Annotated in this window: 12 protein-coding genes; 7 read left to right on the forward strand and 5 right to left on the reverse strand. The window is 68.0% G+C overall.

From position 1 onward, the window contains the following. Positions 1 to 4: 4 nt before the first annotated feature. Positions 5 to 970 carry a helix-turn-helix domain-containing protein gene (locus ASF45_RS34815; protein WP_056670160.1) on the reverse strand — a complete coding sequence of 322 codons (966 nt, stop codon included), beginning with the start codon at positions 968 to 970 and terminating at the stop codon, positions 5 to 7. A 222-nt stretch (positions 971 to 1,192) separates the two neighbouring features. Between ASF45_RS34815 and ASF45_RS25725 the strand changes: the two genes are divergently transcribed. Further along, complete coding sequence (locus tag ASF45_RS25725; protein WP_162244057.1) at positions 1,193 to 2,596, forward strand: amidohydrolase family protein; 1,404 nt, start codon at positions 1,193 to 1,195, stop codon at positions 2,594 to 2,596. A 566-nt stretch (positions 2,597 to 3,162) separates the two neighbouring features. On the opposite strand, the gene ASF45_RS25730 is transcribed toward ASF45_RS25725, so the two are convergent. The 4 genes from ASF45_RS25730 to ASF45_RS25745 form a co-directional block, all read right to left on the reverse strand. Next, entirely contained in the window at positions 3,163 to 4,899 is a 1,737-nt protein-coding gene (locus tag ASF45_RS25730; RefSeq protein WP_082551274.1) for a methyl-accepting chemotaxis protein, read from the reverse strand. Positions 4,900 to 5,005: 106 nt separating this feature from the next. Next, positions 5,006 to 5,524 carry a chemotaxis protein CheW gene (locus tag ASF45_RS25735; RefSeq protein WP_235581036.1) on the reverse strand — a complete coding sequence of 173 codons (519 nt, stop codon included), beginning with the start codon at positions 5,522 to 5,524 and terminating at the stop codon, positions 5,006 to 5,008. Between the two features lie 92 nt (positions 5,525 to 5,616). After that, entirely contained in the window at positions 5,617 to 6,354 is a 738-nt protein-coding gene (locus ASF45_RS25740; protein WP_056670177.1) for a response regulator, read from the reverse strand. Further along, positions 6,351 to 6,935: a response regulator gene (locus tag ASF45_RS25745; protein WP_235581049.1), complete on the reverse strand. Its 585-nt coding sequence runs from the start codon at positions 6,933 to 6,935 to the stop codon at positions 6,351 to 6,353. Before ASF45_RS25745 ends, ASF45_RS25740 begins: the two co-directional genes overlap by 4 nt. 141 nt (positions 6,936 to 7,076) lie before the next feature. Here ASF45_RS25745 and ASF45_RS25750 point away from each other — a divergent pair, with 141 nt between their 5' ends. The 6 genes from ASF45_RS25750 (at position 7,077) to ASF45_RS25775 (ending at position 16,422) form a co-directional block, all read left to right on the forward strand. Next, positions 7,077 to 7,442 (forward strand): response regulator transcription factor, encoded by a 366-nt coding sequence (locus tag ASF45_RS25750; RefSeq protein ID WP_056670182.1) that lies wholly within the window; start codon positions 7,077 to 7,079, stop codon positions 7,440 to 7,442. Between the two features lie 122 nt (positions 7,443 to 7,564). Next, positions 7,565 to 8,290, forward strand: coding sequence for an HD-GYP domain-containing protein (locus ASF45_RS25755; RefSeq protein ID WP_082551300.1), 726 nt, complete (start codon positions 7,565 to 7,567; stop codon positions 8,288 to 8,290). A 9-nt stretch (positions 8,291 to 8,299) separates the two neighbouring features. Then, entirely contained in the window at positions 8,300 to 9,112 is an 813-nt protein-coding gene (locus ASF45_RS25760) for an ABC transporter substrate-binding protein (protein ID WP_056670185.1), read from the forward strand. 14 nt (positions 9,113 to 9,126) lie between these two features. Beyond that, a complete protein-coding gene (locus tag ASF45_RS25765; RefSeq protein ID WP_063887797.1) occupies positions 9,127 to 11,643 on the forward strand; it encodes an ATP-binding protein in 2,517 nt (838 codons plus the stop codon). A 20-nt stretch (positions 11,644 to 11,663) separates the two neighbouring features. Continuing rightward, positions 11,664 to 11,888 (forward strand): hypothetical protein, encoded by a 225-nt coding sequence (locus ASF45_RS25770; protein WP_056670191.1) that lies wholly within the window; start codon positions 11,664 to 11,666, stop codon positions 11,886 to 11,888. Between the two features lie 160 nt (positions 11,889 to 12,048). Next, on the forward strand, positions 12,049 to 16,422 hold the full coding sequence (locus tag ASF45_RS25775; RefSeq protein ID WP_056670194.1) for a CHASE domain-containing protein: 4,374 nt from the start codon (positions 12,049 to 12,051) through the stop codon (positions 16,420 to 16,422). Positions 16,423 to 16,435: the final 13 nt, after the last annotated feature.

Below are 16,435 nucleotides of genomic sequence, written 5' to 3' on the forward strand. Positions count from 1 at the left end.
ACGCCTAACTTCGCGCGGGCGGAAGAAGAACGGCACCCTCCGCCTGCCGGCGAAAGTCGCGCGGAGACATACCGAATCGTTGCTTGAAGGAGCGGCTGAAATGCGCCACGTCGTTGAATCCCCAGTAGTACGCGATCTCTCCGATGGAGCGCGATCGCAGTGCCTGCGAAGCCAGGTCTTGACGGCACTGGTCCAGTCGCAACGACCACACACGTTTCATCAGTGGATCGCCATCTCCGGCAAAGATGTCGTAAAGGTACCGGGTGGACAGGCCCATCGAGGCCGCGATGGCACCGGCGTCCAGCGTGCTGTCGCGCAGGTTGTCGCGCAGGTGCTCCATGACTCTTTGCCGGTGCACCGCACGGATGCGCGAGGGCGCTGCCTCCTGGGTACGGGCCGTGGCCTGCAGCGCTGCACCGAGAGTGTGTGCCAGCGCATCCGCAAGGTGGTCGGCCTCTTGCTCGTCGAGCCCGTTGGCGCAGCCGAACAGATCGTCGACGAACCGTGCGAAGAGCCGCGCGGCTCCGGCTTGGCAGGGCACGGCCGTTGCCGTGAGCGAGTCCGCTTCGGGCATCAGGCGCCTCAGTGTGTCCGGCTCCAGGTAGATCGAGTGCGTGTAGATGTGGTCCGTGCGGATGGAAAACGGCCGCGAAGGATCGATCAGAAACATGTCGCCTGCATGGACGGCGGACGACCGCCCGTCCTGCGTGACGAACGCGGTGCCTTCACGCTGCAGCGTCACAAGCCAGCGGGTCGGCCGGACAAACTGCTGGGACCGCGTGAAATGGGGCGAGAAACGCAATGCGGCGAATCGAAGCTTGCGACCGCTGTAGGCGCTCACCTGTGTTTTGAACGAGGCAGCCTCGGGCTGCTCGATGGCCAGGTCGACCGCGAACAGCCTGTGCATCGCATCGGAGAAAACTTCGGGCCCCGGTGCTCCTTCGAAGGAGATGTTCTGGTAGATCGTCATGGCAGGTCTGGGGCGCGCAGCGAGGTCCGGCATGGTCTTCGCACGGTGGACATTCGTCAATGCCGGTAAACCCCCTGCGCGCACCGATGGCGCGTTCAGCCGATGCCTTGGAGGGCGGCGCGATGTTGGGGCGTCCGCCTGCCACAGGGCCGCCTGCAGGACTGCTCCGCCCCCGCCACACCGCGCCATTGCACACCAGACTTTGAACGAGAGACATTGAACATGCACCCCATTCCCATGACCCGCCGCGGCCTGCTCGGCTCGATCGGCGCGCTGGCCGCCGCAGCGTCCTCCGCTTCACTGAGCGGCTGTGGTGGCGCCGAAGCCGCCACCAGCCCGTCCTCGGGCGAACTTCTGATCAAGGGCGGGCGCGTGCTGGCGCTCGATGCCGCCGGCAGCCAGTTGGCGACGGGGGACGTGCACATCAAGAACGGCATCATCGTGGCTGTTGGCGAGAACATCACCGCCGCTGGCGCCCAGGAGATCGATGCGACCGGCACCGTTGTCATGCCTGGCTTCGTCGAGACGCACTGGCACATGTGGAACGGCCTGTGGAAGGGCATGGCCAATGATGCGACCGAATACTTCCGCCTGCGCAGCCTGGCGTCCAGCTACACCGTGCAGGACCACTATCTGGCGGTCCGGTATGCGGCCTTGCAGGCACTCAATGTCGGCATCACCACGTGCCACGACTGGGCAGACGGCGTCCGAAACTACGCGGACTTCGCCGCCCATATGATGGCGTTGTCAGAGGTCGGCATCCGCGCCAAGGCGAGCTATCCGGGCACCAGCTCTGGCAACGTGACGCGCCGTGAGGACCTGGTGCAGGCCCGCGACTGGCTGCAGTCCAACGGGCAGAACCGAATCCAGCTCGGGTTGCTGCTTGACGGCGCTGGCGCACAGTTCGAGCAGCAGGTGCGTCTGGCTCGCGAACTCGGCATTGCGCCCATCACAAACCATGAAGGGTTCTTCAACCATCCGAACGTGCTCGGCCCGGAATTCGTCTACACGCATGGCACCGACGTGAGCGATGCTGAGATCGATGCCATCCGATCCAACAACATCAAGGTCGCGCTGTGCCCGACCACCGATCCGATGATTGGTGTGGGCCTGCCGCCGGTCTACCAGCTTCTGAGCAAGGGCGTGAAGCGCGAGAACATGGGCTTCTCGGTCGACGTGTCCTGCCAGACTTCGCCAGAGCCGTTCGAAATGATGCGCACATTGGTCAATGCGTCGCGCATCCAGCAGACTGGCCTCAACGCCATCTTCGACGTGGTCAGGGCTGCGCCCAAGTGGATCTTCGGGTATGGCGACGCCCTCAGGGTGGCCACTGCTGGTGGCGCCAACGTGCTGGGCCTGTCGGAAGAAGTGGGGGCGCTCGCTGCAGGCAAGAAGGCAGATGTGATCCTGGTGCGGCTAGACGACATCAACATGCAGCCTTCAGCTGGCTCCAACATCGAATACCAGTTGGTGCAATGTGGCAGCAGCCACAACGTAGACACCGTCATTGTCGATGGCATCGTCCGCAAGCGGCACGGTCGGCTTGTAGACGTGGACGTCAAGGCGTTGACGCGCGATGTTGCTGCCGCACAGGAAGCGCTGAAGTTGCGAGGGGGATTGAGCTGAAGGGCTTCCAACGTGCTTGCTATCGGGCCGGTTGCAGGCCATGGGAATTCGGATGGCAGCCCGGGTTTTTGTGGCCACCCGGCAGCTGCGCGCGAGTCCGGCGGAACTGTTTGCGACGCCTCCGCCCGATCGGATGCGCGAGCGGCAGCCTGTGAACGGCTGCGCACAGCGTTGACCAGCCGGTCGATGCGACCCGCCGAGCGGCGCCTTGTGGCCGTTCGGAAACACCCGGGCCGTCCCGACTGCGGTCCCGCATCCCGGCTGCGTGCGGCCTTGGCCTGATGGCAGCTGGACTGTCGCGCTGGTCCTCGGCCGCGCGACCCTGGCGCTCGCCAGAAGCGCTGAGCGCCGTCGGCTCTCCCGACCGCGAAATGGCGCTGAACCACTCCCGCGCGCCCTTCCCGCACACTGTTGGTGTCAGTGGTTTTTTCACCGAGAGGACCGGGGCTCACTTTTGCATCGACGCCGACACTTGAGGTTGGCGGGCATGTTCGGCTCTTCAGCGAGAAGGGGGCGGGGCAGGGGGGGCCGGAGGTGGGCTGCCTGGCCACCGGACGGTCACGGTGTCAGAAGTTGGTCCAATCGTCGGTGCCGGTCCTGGGCAACTGCGCAGTGCCACGCGACAGGGCGCGCTTCGTCGATCCGAATGGCGGTCGGACCACGTTGGCGCCGGGGCGGTGCTCCGTCCGACCCGAACGCTGCGCATCCGGCGTCGCCGTGGCGTGCGCAGCACCATCGCCTTGGAGGGAGAACACGGCGACGGCCTGGACCAGTTGATCGGCTTGGTTGCGCAGGCTTTCGGCGGCAGCGGCGCTTTCCTCGACCAATGCCGCGTTCTGCTGGGTCACCTGGTCCATTTGCGAGACCGCCTCGCCCACCTGCCCGACACCGGTGCTCTGTTCGCTGCTGGCCGAGCTGATCTCGCCGACGATGTCGCTGACCCGCCGGATCGCGCCGACGACTTCTTCCATGGTCTGCCCGGCGCGGTCCACAAGCGCTGAGCCTTGCTCCACCTGCTCGACGCTGGCGGAGATCAAGGTCTTGATTTCCCTCGCCGCCTGTGCGCTGCGCTGTGCCAGGTTGCGGACTTCGCCGGCCACCACCGCGAATCCCCGGCCTTGCTCACCGGCCCGGGCCGCTTCGACCGCTGCATTCAGGGCCAGGATGTTGGTCTGGAAAGCAATGCCGTCGATGACCCCGATGATGTCCGAGATCTTCTTGGAGCTTTCGTTGATTCCCTTCATCGTGCTGACGACTTCGCTGACCACGTCGCCGCCCTTGGCGGCCACGCTGGAGGCCCCCAGCGCCAACTGGTTGGCCTGCTCGGCGTTGGCCGCGTTGTGGCGAACCGTGTTGCCCAGTTCATCCATGGTGGCGGCCGTCTGTTGCAGGGCGCTGGCCTGCTCTTCGGTGCGCTGGCTGAGGTCTGCGTTGCCTGTCGCGATCTCGGTGGAGCCGGTCGCAATGGAATCGGAAACCTCGCGCACCTGCTGGACGATGGCGGCCAGGCTGCCCTGCATCGCGCCGAGCGACGCCAGGACGCTGCCGGCGGGCGCCTGCGCGGCGCCAGTCACGGGGCTCAGATCCCCACCGGCCACCTTCTGCGCGGCGACGCTCAGGTCGGCGGGCTCCGCCCCCAGCGCGCGCGACAGGCGACGGACGATGAAGACGCCTGCCACGATGGCCGCGACGAGGGCGAAGGCGCAGGCCAGCAGCAGGTAGTTGCGTTCCGTCGCGAACTGCTGCGCCGCGGCGTGGATCATCTGTTCGGCGTGTTGCTCGGTGTAGCGCGAATAGGTCGTTGCCGCCTTGGTCAGCGCCGCGAGCAGCGGACTGCATTCCTCGTTCATCTTGAGGATGGCCTGCTCGGTCTGCTTCTTGAGCGCCAGATCCACGATGCCCAGCGCGACCGGCGCGTACTGTTGTTCGATGCGCGCCATGTCGGCAACCATGTCCCGCACCTTCTGCGGTACGCCGTCGACCGCAGCCATCTGCTGCAGCTTGGCCATGCGCTCCGTGACATCGCTGTGGGCATGGTTGACCTCCTTCTTCTCGACTTCCAGGTCGGCAGCCTTGGTCACCAGGACGAGGTTGCGGGCCGCGATGGCGCGTCGATCGACCGCCGTGCGCACGCCGTTGGCCATCAGCGCGCGCGCGTTGATGCCCTCGACGTAATGGACGAAGTTCTGGTTGGCGTCATTGAGAAACTTCAGGGACAGTCCTGCGACCAGCAGAACCAGCAGCGCAAGGCTGCTGAAGGCCCAGATCAATTGGGCCCGAACGGTCATGGTCTTGGTGTTCACGATGATTTCCCTTGGTCGTTTAGAGGGCCAGGCCGAGACGTTGGCCGCGCCCGGGTCGTTGGAGGTCCACGGTGTTGGTGCCCGTAGGGTGTCGAATGGGGGGCGATCAAGCCTGCGCTTGTGCGGAATCCGGCTGCGGGAGGTGGCCGAGCAAGGCCGCTGGATCGAGCAGGATCAGGGGTCGCGTCTGGCCGTGCTCGGAGACGTTGGCCAACCCAAGGACGCCGGCGCGATCGGGGCTGGCACCCAGGGGCAGTGCGCGCATGTCGTCCACGCGCAGTTCCAGCACATCGGAGACGCCGTCGACCACGATGCCTGTGGTGCGGCTGCCCAGATCCAGCACGGCCGTCACCGTGCGCTGCTCAAACTGCGCAGGCAGGCCCAGACGGATGCGCAGGTCGACGATGGGAACCACGGTGCCACGCAGGTTGGTGACGCCGAGCAGCCAATCGGGTGTGTCGGGCAGTGGCGTGGGCGACTCGAACGAACGCACCTCTTGGACCTTGCGGATGTCGATGCCGTAGGTTTCGGGACCCAGTTCGAAACTCAGGACCTTGTGCGTGACGCCTTCGTGCATCGCGCAAGCCTGCCCTGTGAACGTCGCGAGAGCCGGAGATGTGTTCATGTGCGCTCCTTGAAAAGTGCGCAAATGATAATTCGTCTGTCAAAAAATGATAGTTATCCGCTCGGCTCGGTGTCAAATATTTCGCATATTTATCATTGTTTCTGCGACAAATGTTCCAGCACCTGTGCCAGCGCGGGCCACAGCGCGATCGCGCTGGACTGGCCTTGTGCGCAGGCATGCTGCAGAGCGCGTGCCTGCGTTGCCGCGGCCTCCTCGCCCAGCGTGGCGAACACGCTGGCCAGGCTGTGGGCGTGGCGCCGCAATCCCGGCAGGTCGCCCGCGCGCGCCAAGGCGTTCCCTTGGGTGACGTCCAAGGCAAACTGGGCCGCGCAACTGGTGCGGAATGCGTGGAACAGCGCGGCGTCGCCGCCGAAGTGCAGGTCGATGGCACGCTGCTCCGGGGTGGCGTCCGGCGTCACGCGCCTGGGCTTGTCCGGCTCCAGAACGGGCTGCTCCATTCCCAGCGCCGCGCGCACGGCGGTCTGCAACTCCGAGACGGCGATGGGCTTGTGCAACTGCCGCCACACGCCCTGTGCCTCCAGGCGCTGGCTGGTGGCGGAGTTCAGGCCCGCGCTCAACACCACAATGCGGGCGCTGCCGAGCAGTGCAGGAGTCGCCCGCAGCGTCCGCACCAGATCGACGCCGCTGGCGCCTGGCAGCATCAGGTCGGTCAGGATCAGATCGACCGGGCCTTCGCTGCGCAGCAGCGCCACGGCCTCGTCGACGCTGCCGGCCTGCCGCAGTTCCAGGGCCTCGGTGTCCAGTGCCATCTGCACGAAGCGCTGGATGATCTCGTCGTCGTCGACGGCCAGCACGTGCGGCAGGCTCATACCGTCGCCTCCAGCCGCTTCAGCGCCTGCGCCAGCAACGGCGGCAAGGCCGTCACGACCTGCGGCTTGTGCACCACCGGAACATCTTCCAGGGCGAAGGCGTACGGTGCCCGCTGCTCGGCGTCCAGGCCCGTGACCACGATCAACTGGCTGCGCGCGAACTGTGGATGCGAGCGCAAGCCGGTGATCAGGGTGGCGCCGTCGATGCCCGGCAGCAGGATGTCGACGATCAGGATCTCCGGCTGCAACTGTCCGGCCAGGATCAGGCCCGTGATGCCATCCGGCGCCACATGCAGGTCGACGCCGGGAAAGCGCTGGCCGATCAACAGGCGCAGAAGATTCTGGTAGTGCACCGAATCCTCGATCAAGAGCACCACCGGCCGGCCGCCGGGGGGCTGCACCGGCGCTGCCGGGGTGTCCTGGCCCGGTTCGGGCGCCCCCTGCGCCGGAACCACGTGGCGCGCGTCGACCCAGGCGTGCACGGCCTGGCGGGCGATGCGCCGATGCCCGCCGCCGGTCTTCCAGGCCTGCAGTTCCCCGCGGTCGACCATGAGTTGCACCGATCGCACGGCCATGCCCATCAAGCGCGCGGCTTCCAGCGTGGTGTAGGTCTCCGCATCAGCGGGGTTGTCATTTTTCACAAAAATACGACTTAAAATCGGCAAATATGATTTGACGAATGTGATTTGATGATAATCGGCCCCAGACCATCAAGGGGCCAAATGAAAAACGTACTGATCGTAGAGGATCATGCCGACATCCGGCGTCTGATCCGCATGACGCTGGAGTTCGAGGACTGCGAGATCCACGAGGCCGGCGATGCCGCCGAAGGGCTGGAGAAGGCCCGCAAGCTGTCGCCGGACCTGATGTTCCTGGACGTGATGATGCCGGGAGAGCGCAATGGCCTGGACCTGTGCCGTGACGTGAAGTCCGACCCGCTGCTGCGCGGCATCAAGGTGCTGCTGCTGTCGGCACGCGGCAACACCGCAGACCGTGAAGCGGGCCTGCAGGCCGGCGCCGATGCCTATGTCGTCAAGCCCTTCAGCCCGATGGAGCTGCTCGCGCTGCTGAACGCGGAGGTCGCATGAGCGCCGCGGTGGACCAGCCGCTGGCGGCCGCCAGCGCCGAGGCCTGCAGCCCCTCGGCCCTGCAGGCCGCGCCCGGTGTCGGCATCGGCGAGCGGTCCTTCGCCGACGCGGCAGCGGCGCAGATGGAACGTATGCTGGCCGACTTCGGGCAGATGTACCAGGAGCGCAACCAGGCGCTGCAGGAGGTCACGCGTGCGCACCACGAAGCCCTGCTGCTGCTGGCACGTGCCGCGGAACTGCGCGACGACGACACCGGCGTGCACATCGTTCGCATGGGCTACCTGGCCTGGGGACTGGCACTGTGCCTGGGCCAGAGCCGCGCGCAGGCGGGCCTGCTGCGCCAGGCCGCGCCGATGCACGACATCGGCAAGATCGGCATCCCGGACGCGGTGCTGAAAAAGCCCGGCAAGCTCAACGACGGCGAGCGTTTCTCGATGAACACCCATCCCGAGATCGGCGCCCGCATCCTCGGCCGCTCGCGCATCGCCTTGTTCCAGCTGGCCGCCGAGGTCGCGCTCACGCACCACGAACGCTGGGACGGCAGTGGCTATCCCCACGGCCTGGCGGGCGAGGCGATTCCCCTGTCCGGACGCATCGTGGCGGTCGCGGACTTCTTCGATGCGCTGACCATGGACCGCTGCTACCGCCCGGCCTTCAACGACGCCACCGCGCTGGAGATGCTGGCGGCAGAACGGGGGCGCAACTTCGACCCCCGGGTGGTCGACACCTTTCTCGCCAACGCCAGGCGGCTGATCGCCATGCGCGACGAGGTGAACCGCAGCAGTCTGGGATTCGCAGAACTGATGCAGGACCCGCCACAGCTCGCGGCGACGGCCGCCTTCCTCTGAGGACTCGCCATGCAAACCCATGCCTGCGCACGCGCCGTGCGCCATCTCGCGACCACCGCACTCGGCCTGGCCCTGGCCGCCGCACTGCCTTCGCATGCTGGCAGCGTGCTCGACCGCGTCCGGGCCACCGGCACCGTGCGGGTGTGCATCTGGCCGGACTACTACGGCATCACCTACCGCAACCCGCGCACGCACCAGCTGAGCGGCATCGACATCGACCTGGCGGCTGCGTTGGGCGAGGACCTCAAGCTCAAGGTCGAGACCGTGGACTCTTCGTTCGCGACGCTGGTGCAGGACGTGCGTGGCGACCGTTGCGACCTCGCCATGTTCGCCGTGGCCGTCCTGCCGCAGCGCAAGGCGCAGCTCGCGTTCTCGCAGCCCTATCTGCGCAGCGACGTCTACGCGATCACCACGCGCAGCAGCCGCGTGGTGCGCGAGTGGGGCGACATCGACCAGCCTGGCGTGCAGGTGGCGGTGCAGGCCGGCACGTTCATGGAGCCGGTGATGGCCCAGGCGCTCAAGCAGGCCACGCTGGTCGTGGTGAAACCACCCGCCACGCGTGAACAGGAGCTGGAGGCCGGGCGCGTCGATGTGTTCATGACCGACTATCCCTACAGCCGGCGGCTGCTCGACAGCGCCGACTGGGCGCGCCTGGTGGCTCCGCCCACGCCCTTCCACGTGCTGCCTTACGGCTATGCGGTGAAGCCAGGCGATGCCGACTGGCTGGCGGAGATCGATGACTTCGTGGCCCGGATCAAGCGCGACGGCCGCCTGGAGGCCGCGGCCCGGCGCCATGGGCTGACGCCCGCCTTGGCAAAATGATGGCGGCGCACGCCATGGCCTTGCCTTGGCCGCAGCTTCGCTGGGCGGGATTCGCCGGCTGGCGCGAAAACCGCATCGTGCTGCTGCTCGGCATGGGGCTGACGCTGCTGGTGGTGGCTGCCGTGGCATGGGTCGGCGCCATCGCCTACCAAAGCACCATTGACGTGGCCCTGGAAGACCAGGCCTTGAAGGCGCGCGTGCTGGAGCACCACGCAACGCTCTCGATCGACACCGCGTCGCTGGCGCTCTCCTCCCTGGCCGACCGGGTCGCGGCCCGGCCCGGCCTGGCGGCCGGGGAACTGGAAGGCTTGCTGCGTGAAGCCCTCGCCGGCCTGCCCATCATCCGCGGCGTCGCCGTCGTGGACGCGCAGGGCGTGGTCCTCGCCAGCACCTCGCCGGCCGAACGCCAACGGCGCACTGTGCCGCTGGCCGTCCTGGGGGCCTGGCCCAAGCCTGGGCAGGACCGGCTGGGCGCGCTGGTGCCGGGCCGCAGTCTGGCCGACATCGGCCGCAGCGGTTCGGCGCCAGCCGGTGTCGGTTTCATCCCGCTGCTGCGGACGTCGGCTGGCGGCAATGCCTTGTTCGTGGCACTGCTGAACCCGGACGCGTTCTCCAACTACCAGACCTTGGCCCTGGCCGATCCGCGCGCTTGCGCGGCCATGCTGCGCTACGACGGCGACGTGCTGGCTGCCACGGCCGGTGCGGGCATGGCACCCGGTGAGCGCATTGCGAACCTGCCCCGCTTCCGCGAGCAACTGGCCCAGCGTGCGCACGGCGCCTCCGTTGGTGCAGGCCTGGGTGTGGGGCCACAGGAGCAGGTCGCCGCCTACCGTGCGTCGCCCACCTGGCCGTTGGTCATCGTCGTGGAACGGCCCCTGGCCGCCGTGCGCGCGGACTGGTGGCGTGCGGCACGCCAGGTGGTCTGGGTGCTGGGCGCCGCGGTGGTGCTGCTGGTCACGATGACGCTGGTCGCCTGGCGCGGCCTGCAGGCACGCGAGCGCACGCGCCGGCTGCTGCAACGGGCCCAGGCCGTGGTGGCACAACGCGAGCGCGAACTCAGCGTCACGGTGAAGAGCGTGCAGGAGCTGATCTTCCGCACCGACCTGCAGGGCCGGATCACCTATGTGAACGCCCGGTGGAGCGCTGTCGGCGGGACCGAGCCGCGCCAGGCTGTCGGCCTGGAACTTGCCTCGCTGGCTGTCCCGGAGCAGCGGGCCATGGTGCAGGCGCTGTTCGCGGCCGATGACCGGGCCGGAACGCGCAACGCACAGGTGTGCGTGCGCACCCCGGCCAGCGGCGGCACGCGGGTGTTCGACCTGGCCGTCGTGCCACTGATCCAGGACGAGCAGTTGGTCGGTTTCGCGGGCAGCGCCGCGGAGGTGACGGAACGTGTCACCGCCCAGCGTCGCCTGCAAACCCAGCTGCAGATCACCGAGCTGATGCTCGAGGCCAGCCCGCTGCCCTTGTCCGTGCGTGATCTGCAAGGGTGCTATCTGAGCGTCAACCAGGCCTGGGAGGCGTTCACGGGCATCCGGCGCCAGGAGGTGCTGGGGCGTGCCAGCGCGCCGCATCTGACGGCGGCCCAGCTCGACCGCCTGCGGGCGCAGGAGCGCGAGCTTGTCGCCAAGGGGGGGCGCATGCGCCATGAAGCGGAGTTCACCCACGCGGATGGGTCATGCCGCGATGTGGTGCTCGAGCAGGTGCTGATGCCCGGCGACAACGGCGCGCCAGCCGCCATCCTGGCCGTGCTGATGGATGTCAGCGAGTTCCGCGCCGCCGAGCGCGCCACACGCGAGGCACGTGACGCCGCGGAAGAGGCTTCACGTGCCAAGTCCGAATTCATCGCCAACATCAGCCACGAACTGCGCACGCCCCTGCAGTCCATCCTCGGATTTTCCGAGCTGGGCACCATGCGTGGGCGCGACCAGCCCAAGCTGGCGGCGATGTTCTCGGACATCCACACCTCGGGCCGGCGCATGCTGGCACTGGTCAACGACCTGCTGGACGTGGCCAAGATCGAGAGTTCGGTGGGCACCTTCCACCTGGAGCGTGCCGACCTGCGGCCACTGGTGCAGGAAGTGCTGCGCGAACTGGAGCCGCAGCTGGGCGAGCGCGGCCTGCGGATCGCGATGGCATTGCATCCGGTGCCGCAGATCGCCAAGGTGGATCCGCGGCGCTTCCAGCAGGTCGTGCGCAACATCCTGGCGAACGCCATCCGGTTCTCGCCGCCACAGGGAACCATCAGCGTGGACAGCCGAACCACGCCCGAGAGCGAGATCGTGCTGCGCATCGCCGACCAGGGGCCGGGCATACCGCCGGCGGAACTGGAACGCATCTTCGACGCCTTCGTGCAGTCCAGTGCGACCAAGGACGGCTCCGGCGGCACCGGCTTGGGCCTGACGATCAGCCGCAAGATCCTCGAGGTGCACGGCGGGCGCATCAGCGCCGCCAACCAGGCCGCCGGCGGGGTGGCGTTCAGCGTGGCGCTGCCGGCCCGGTCCATGGCCGAGACCATCCAGGCACCGCTGTAGCGCGTGACGGGAGCGATGCCGTGTGGCGTGTCGTCTGCATCGGTCTGAGCGGGCCGGGCTACCCGCACCGGGCGGTGGACCGCGGGCCCCTGCTCGTGCGGGAGGAGCGGGCGCAGGCCATTGCGCAGTGGCTGGAGCGTACCGGGATGTATGCCAGGGTGTCCGTCGAGCGTGTCGGCGGGGTGCAGACCGCGTCGGCGGTGGGGCCGAACGCGCTGCGGGATGGGATGCGCTCTGCCACCTGACCAGCGGGCAGGCGCGCCGTGTCGGCTACGGGACAACCATCTTGACAATTCGACACATCACAATAAATTGCAACAATAAACGAGTCGGTCTGTTCGCTCGATGATCGGATGCGTCCCGTTTGGTGCGCAATGGACGGATGCGCTCTGCAGTTCGCACCCTATGCAACGTTCCTGGCTTCCCTGGATCTGCTCCGGCATCGTGCTCGTTTGCGGCGGCGTCGCAGCGCTCCTGGCCGACCGGCATGTCGCCGCGACGCAGGAGGCCGTCAGGCAGGCCCGCTTCGACGCCGCTGTGCAGCGCATGGTCGGCGACCTGACACAACGCATCAACCTGTACGAATACGGCCTGCGTGGCGCCCGCGGTGCCATCGTCACGGCTGGCGCCGACCGCATCACGCACGCGCAGTTCCACGCCTACGCCGCATCGCGCGAGTTTGCGCGCGAGTTCCCGGGCGCGCGCGGCTTCGGCTTCATCCGGCGGGTGCCGCAGGAGGCGCTGGACCTCTACGGGCGCGCGCAGCGAGCCGCCGGCCGAGCGGACTTCGCGGTCCGGCATTTGGCCGACGCCCGAGGCGACGCGCTGGTCATCGAGTACGTCGAGCCAGAGGCCCGCAACCGGCAGGCCATCGGCCTGGACATCGCGTCGGAGGAGCACCGTCGCATTGCCGCCCACGAAGCCCTGCGCAGCGGCCAGCCGGTCCTGTCGCGGCCGATCACCCTGGTGCAGGCCGCACAGGAGAACAAGAGCGGCTTCGTCTTCCTGATCCCGATCTACCGGCCGCATGCGCCCACCGACACGCCCGAGCAACGCTGGCAGGCGGGCGTGGGCCTCGCTTACGCGCCACTGATCATCGACGAAGTACTGAAGGGCATCGAGGCGCGGAACGACCGCATCGTCGTTGCCCTTTACGACATGGAAGCCGGCCCGGGCATGCCGCCGCAGCGCTTTTTCACGGAATCCGGGGCCGACGGACCTGCGGCGGGCGGCATGGCGGCGCGCCTGCCCCTGTCGCTGTACGGACGGCAGTGGCAAGCGGAGTTCAAGGCCACGCCCGCGTTCATCGCGGGGCTGGATCTGCCGGCCCCCCACACCATCGGACAGGTCGTCGCGGGTGTCTCGGCGCTGCTGGCCGTGCTGCTGTTCTTCGGGATGGTGAACCTGCAGCAGCGGCGCCACACGGCTCTGGTCCATGCGCGCATGGGTGCCATCGCCGACAGCGTCAGCGATGGCATCGTCGGGCTGGATGCGCGGGGGCGGGTGACCAGTTGGAACCGCGCTGCGGAACGGATGCTCGGGCACGCGGGTCGCCTGGTGATGGGCGAGCCTTTCGCCGCATTGGCCAACGGTGCACCGGCACCGACGGTGGCGGCCGATGGGGACGTGACGACCAGCGTGCTACAGGTCGAGCGGCCGGACGGCAGCCCGGCCGAACTGCAGCTGAGCCGCACGGCGGTGTGTGCACCGGATGGGCGCCAGGTGGGGACCGCGGTGACCGTGCGCGACCTCACCGAGCAGCACAGCGCCGATGAGCGCTTCAGGCTCGCCGTGGACGCGGCCCCGACCGCCATGCTGATGGTCGATGCGCAGCAGCGGCTCGTGCTTGCCAACCGCAAGGCGGAAGAGCTGTTCGGCTACAGCAAGGACGAGTTGCTGGGCCTGCAGGTCGACGCCCTGATTCCCATGCGCCTGCGGGCACGGCATGCGCACCACCAGGCGGGCTACCTGCGCGATCCACGCTCCCGGCCCATGGGACAGGGGCAACCGTTGTTCGCCCTGCACCGGGATGGCCGCGAGATCTCGGTGGAGGTCGGGCTGAGCCCGGTGAAGACCCGGCACGGGCTCGGCGTGCTGGCGGTCATCACCGACATGTCGAGGCGCGTGGAACTGGAGGCCCAGCTGCATGCGGCGCTGAGCCGGCTGCAGATGGCCCTCGACGTGGTGGGCCTCGGCGTCTGGGTCTGGCGGCCGGACGACAACCTGTTGGTCTGGGACGAGCAGATGTTCTCGATCTACGGCGTTCCTCCCGAACTGCGCCATGCCGGCAACGACTGGTTGGCCTTCTGGCGCACGCGTGTCCATCCGGACGACCGGACGGAAGTCGAGGACCGGCTGCAGCAGCAGTTGCGCGGCGAGAACACGTTCGACCCCGTGTTCCGGATCGTCCGAGAGTCGGGCGAGCTGCGCTACATCCAGGCGGCGGCACTCGTGGAGCGAACGGCCGACGGCCGGCCGGTCCAGCTCGTCGGCATCAACCGCGACATCACCGAGCAGAAGGCCGCGGAGTCGCGCGTCCTGGAGCTGAATTCCTCGCTGGAGGAGCAGGTCGCGCAGCGCACCCGGCAGCTGCACCAGGCGCTGGAGTCCGCCGAAGCCGCCACCCGGGCCAAGTCCGAGTTCCTGGCGAACATGAGCCACGAGATCCGTTCGCCCATGAATGCGATCCTGGGCCTGTGCTACCTGCTGGAGCGCGAAAGCCTGTCGACGGCACCTTACGAAATGGTGCTGCGCATCCAGGGCGCCGGCCGCGCATTGCTGGGCATCATCAACGACATCCTGGACCTGTCGAAAATCGAGGCCGACCGCCTGGACATCGAGCGTGCCCCGTTCCTGTTGTCTGCCGTGCTCGACAGCCTCGCTTCGATCATGGCATCGTCCCTGGGCGACAAGCCCCTGGAACTGGTGGTGGGGCCGGTGCCTGCGGGCTCGGAGCATCTGATCGGCGACAGCCTGCGCCTGAGCCAGGTGCTGGTCAATCTGGTCAGCAATGCCATCAAGTTCACGGCGCACGGCGAGGTGGTCGTCAGTGTGGAACGTGTCGACGACGGCTCCGCGCAGGGGCCCGTGACACTGCGCTTCGCCGTGCAGGACACGGGGATCGGCATCGAGGCGGACAAGCAGGCGCAGATCTTCGAGGCGTTCAACCAGGCCGACACCTCCACCACCCGCCAGTACGGTGGCACAGGCCTGGGCTTGACCATCAGCAGCCGCCTCGTTGCGCTGATGGGGGGGCGCCTGACGGTGGACAGCACTCCGCAACGCGGCAGCACCTTCGCGTTCACGCTGGAGCTGCCGACCGGCGCGGCGACCGGCGGCACGGCGCCGTTGGTACGGCCCCTGCGCGTGCTCGTCGCCGACGACAACCCGGTGGCCCTGGGCATGCTGGCGGCCGTGGTGCGCAGTCTGGGCTGGCAGGTCGATGCCGTGGAAGACGGCGAGAAGGCGGTCGACCATGCCTGCGGTCCACAGGCCCGGCCCTACGACGTGCTGTTGCTGGACCTGCACATGCCCGGCATCGACGGCCTGGAGGCGGCCCGGCGCGTGCGCACCAGCAGCGGTGCGCGCCAGCCCATCCTGGTCATGGCGGCGCCACGCGACCGCGAGAAGCTGCTTGCCGGGGACACCCAGGGCGTGCTCGACCGTGTCGTACAGAAGCCGGTGACGGGATCAGGCCTGTACAACATCGTGATGGAGGTGCTGCGGGACCGCGACGTGCTGAACATCCCGGTGTCGGCGGCCGTCGCGGCACAACGCCTGCGCGGGCTTCGGTTCCTGGTCGTGGACGACAGCGACATCAACCGCGATGTGGCGGCACGCATCCTGGGCAGCGAGGGCGCTTCGGCGTTGTGCGCGGAGAACGGTGCCGAGGCCCTTGCCGTGCTGCAGGCGCATGAGCCGGCGATCGATGGCGTGCTGATGGACATGCAGATGCCGCACATGGATGGTTACGAAGCGACGCAGAAGATTCGCAGCTCGGCATCCCTGCGCCATCTGGTCGTGGTCGCGCTGAGCGCGGGCGCCTTCGCGTCGCAGCGGGCGCAGGCCCTCGCTGCAGGGGTCGACGCATTCGTGCCCAAGCCATTCGACGTGGACCAGTTGGTGGAGACCCTGTTGCGCCTGTGCCGCCCCGGGACCGATGCGCCGACCGCGACACCGGTCCCGTTCGCCCCTGCAGCGCCGGCGGCGCTCGATATCGAGCAGGGTCTTCGGCTCTGGGGCGATCCCGCGGTCTTCGCGAGCACGTTGGAGAAGTTCCTGGAGACCTATGGCGCAGTGACCCCGCAGATGCGGACGATGCCACACGCGCCCGTGGCGGAACTGGCGCACAGGCTCAAAGGTGCGGCGGCCCAACTCGGGATCGGGCACGTCGCCGCGAGCGCGGAATCGTTGGAGCACGCGTCGCGTGCGCGCCGGGACATCGCCGGGGCGATCGGGCACCTGCAGCTGGCGCTCGAGGCGGCCCGTGACGAGATCCGGGTGTATCTGCAACGCATGTCGACCAGGCCAACGGCGGTGCCCCCGCCTTCCATGTCCGCCCTGCAAGGGACGGCAGGAGAGATGCTGCACGAGTTGCTGAGGGCCCTGGCAAGCGACGATGCGGCCCGCGTCGAGGCCGCGCTAGCGCATGCTGCGCCGCATCTTTCCGTCGATGCGTTGAGCGCGCTGCGCTCTGCCGTGGCGTACTACGAATTCCGCGCCGCCGAGGCGCTGGTCCGCAGCGCGCTCGCCGCCCGGTCTCGCAACCAGGAGAGCTAGCCATGCCCACAGG

This window comes from Pseudorhodoferax sp. Leaf265 (genome assembly GCF_001422365.1).
Classification (GTDB): Bacteria; Pseudomonadota; Gammaproteobacteria; order Burkholderiales; family Burkholderiaceae_C; genus Pseudorhodoferax.

Coding starts and splice junctions, on each gene's coding strand:
- ASF45_RS34815 (WP_056670160.1), bottom strand. CDS start 970: ATGACGATCTACCAGAACATCTCCTTCGAAGGAGCACCGGGGCCCGAA.
- ASF45_RS25725 (WP_162244057.1), top strand. CDS start 1,193: ATGCACCCCATTCCCATGACCCGCCGCGGCCTGCTCGGCTCGATCGGC.
- ASF45_RS25735 (WP_235581036.1), bottom strand. CDS start 5,524: ATGAACACATCTCCGGCTCTCGCGACGTTCACAGGGCAGGCTTGCGCG.
- ASF45_RS25740 (WP_056670177.1), bottom strand. CDS start 6,354: ATGAGCCTGCCGCACGTGCTGGCCGTCGACGACGACGAGATCATCCAG.
- ASF45_RS25745 (WP_235581049.1), bottom strand. CDS start 6,935: ATGGGCATGGCCGTGCGATCGGTGCAACTCATGGTCGACCGCGGGGAA.
- ASF45_RS25750 (WP_056670182.1), top strand. CDS start 7,077: ATGAAAAACGTACTGATCGTAGAGGATCATGCCGACATCCGGCGTCTG.
- ASF45_RS25755 (WP_082551300.1), top strand. CDS start 7,565: ATGGAACGTATGCTGGCCGACTTCGGGCAGATGTACCAGGAGCGCAAC.
- ASF45_RS25760 (WP_056670185.1), top strand. CDS start 8,300: ATGCAAACCCATGCCTGCGCACGCGCCGTGCGCCATCTCGCGACCACC.
- ASF45_RS25765 (WP_063887797.1), top strand. CDS start 9,127: ATGGCCTTGCCTTGGCCGCAGCTTCGCTGGGCGGGATTCGCCGGCTGG.
- ASF45_RS25775 (WP_056670194.1), top strand. CDS start 12,049: ATGCAACGTTCCTGGCTTCCCTGGATCTGCTCCGGCATCGTGCTCGTT.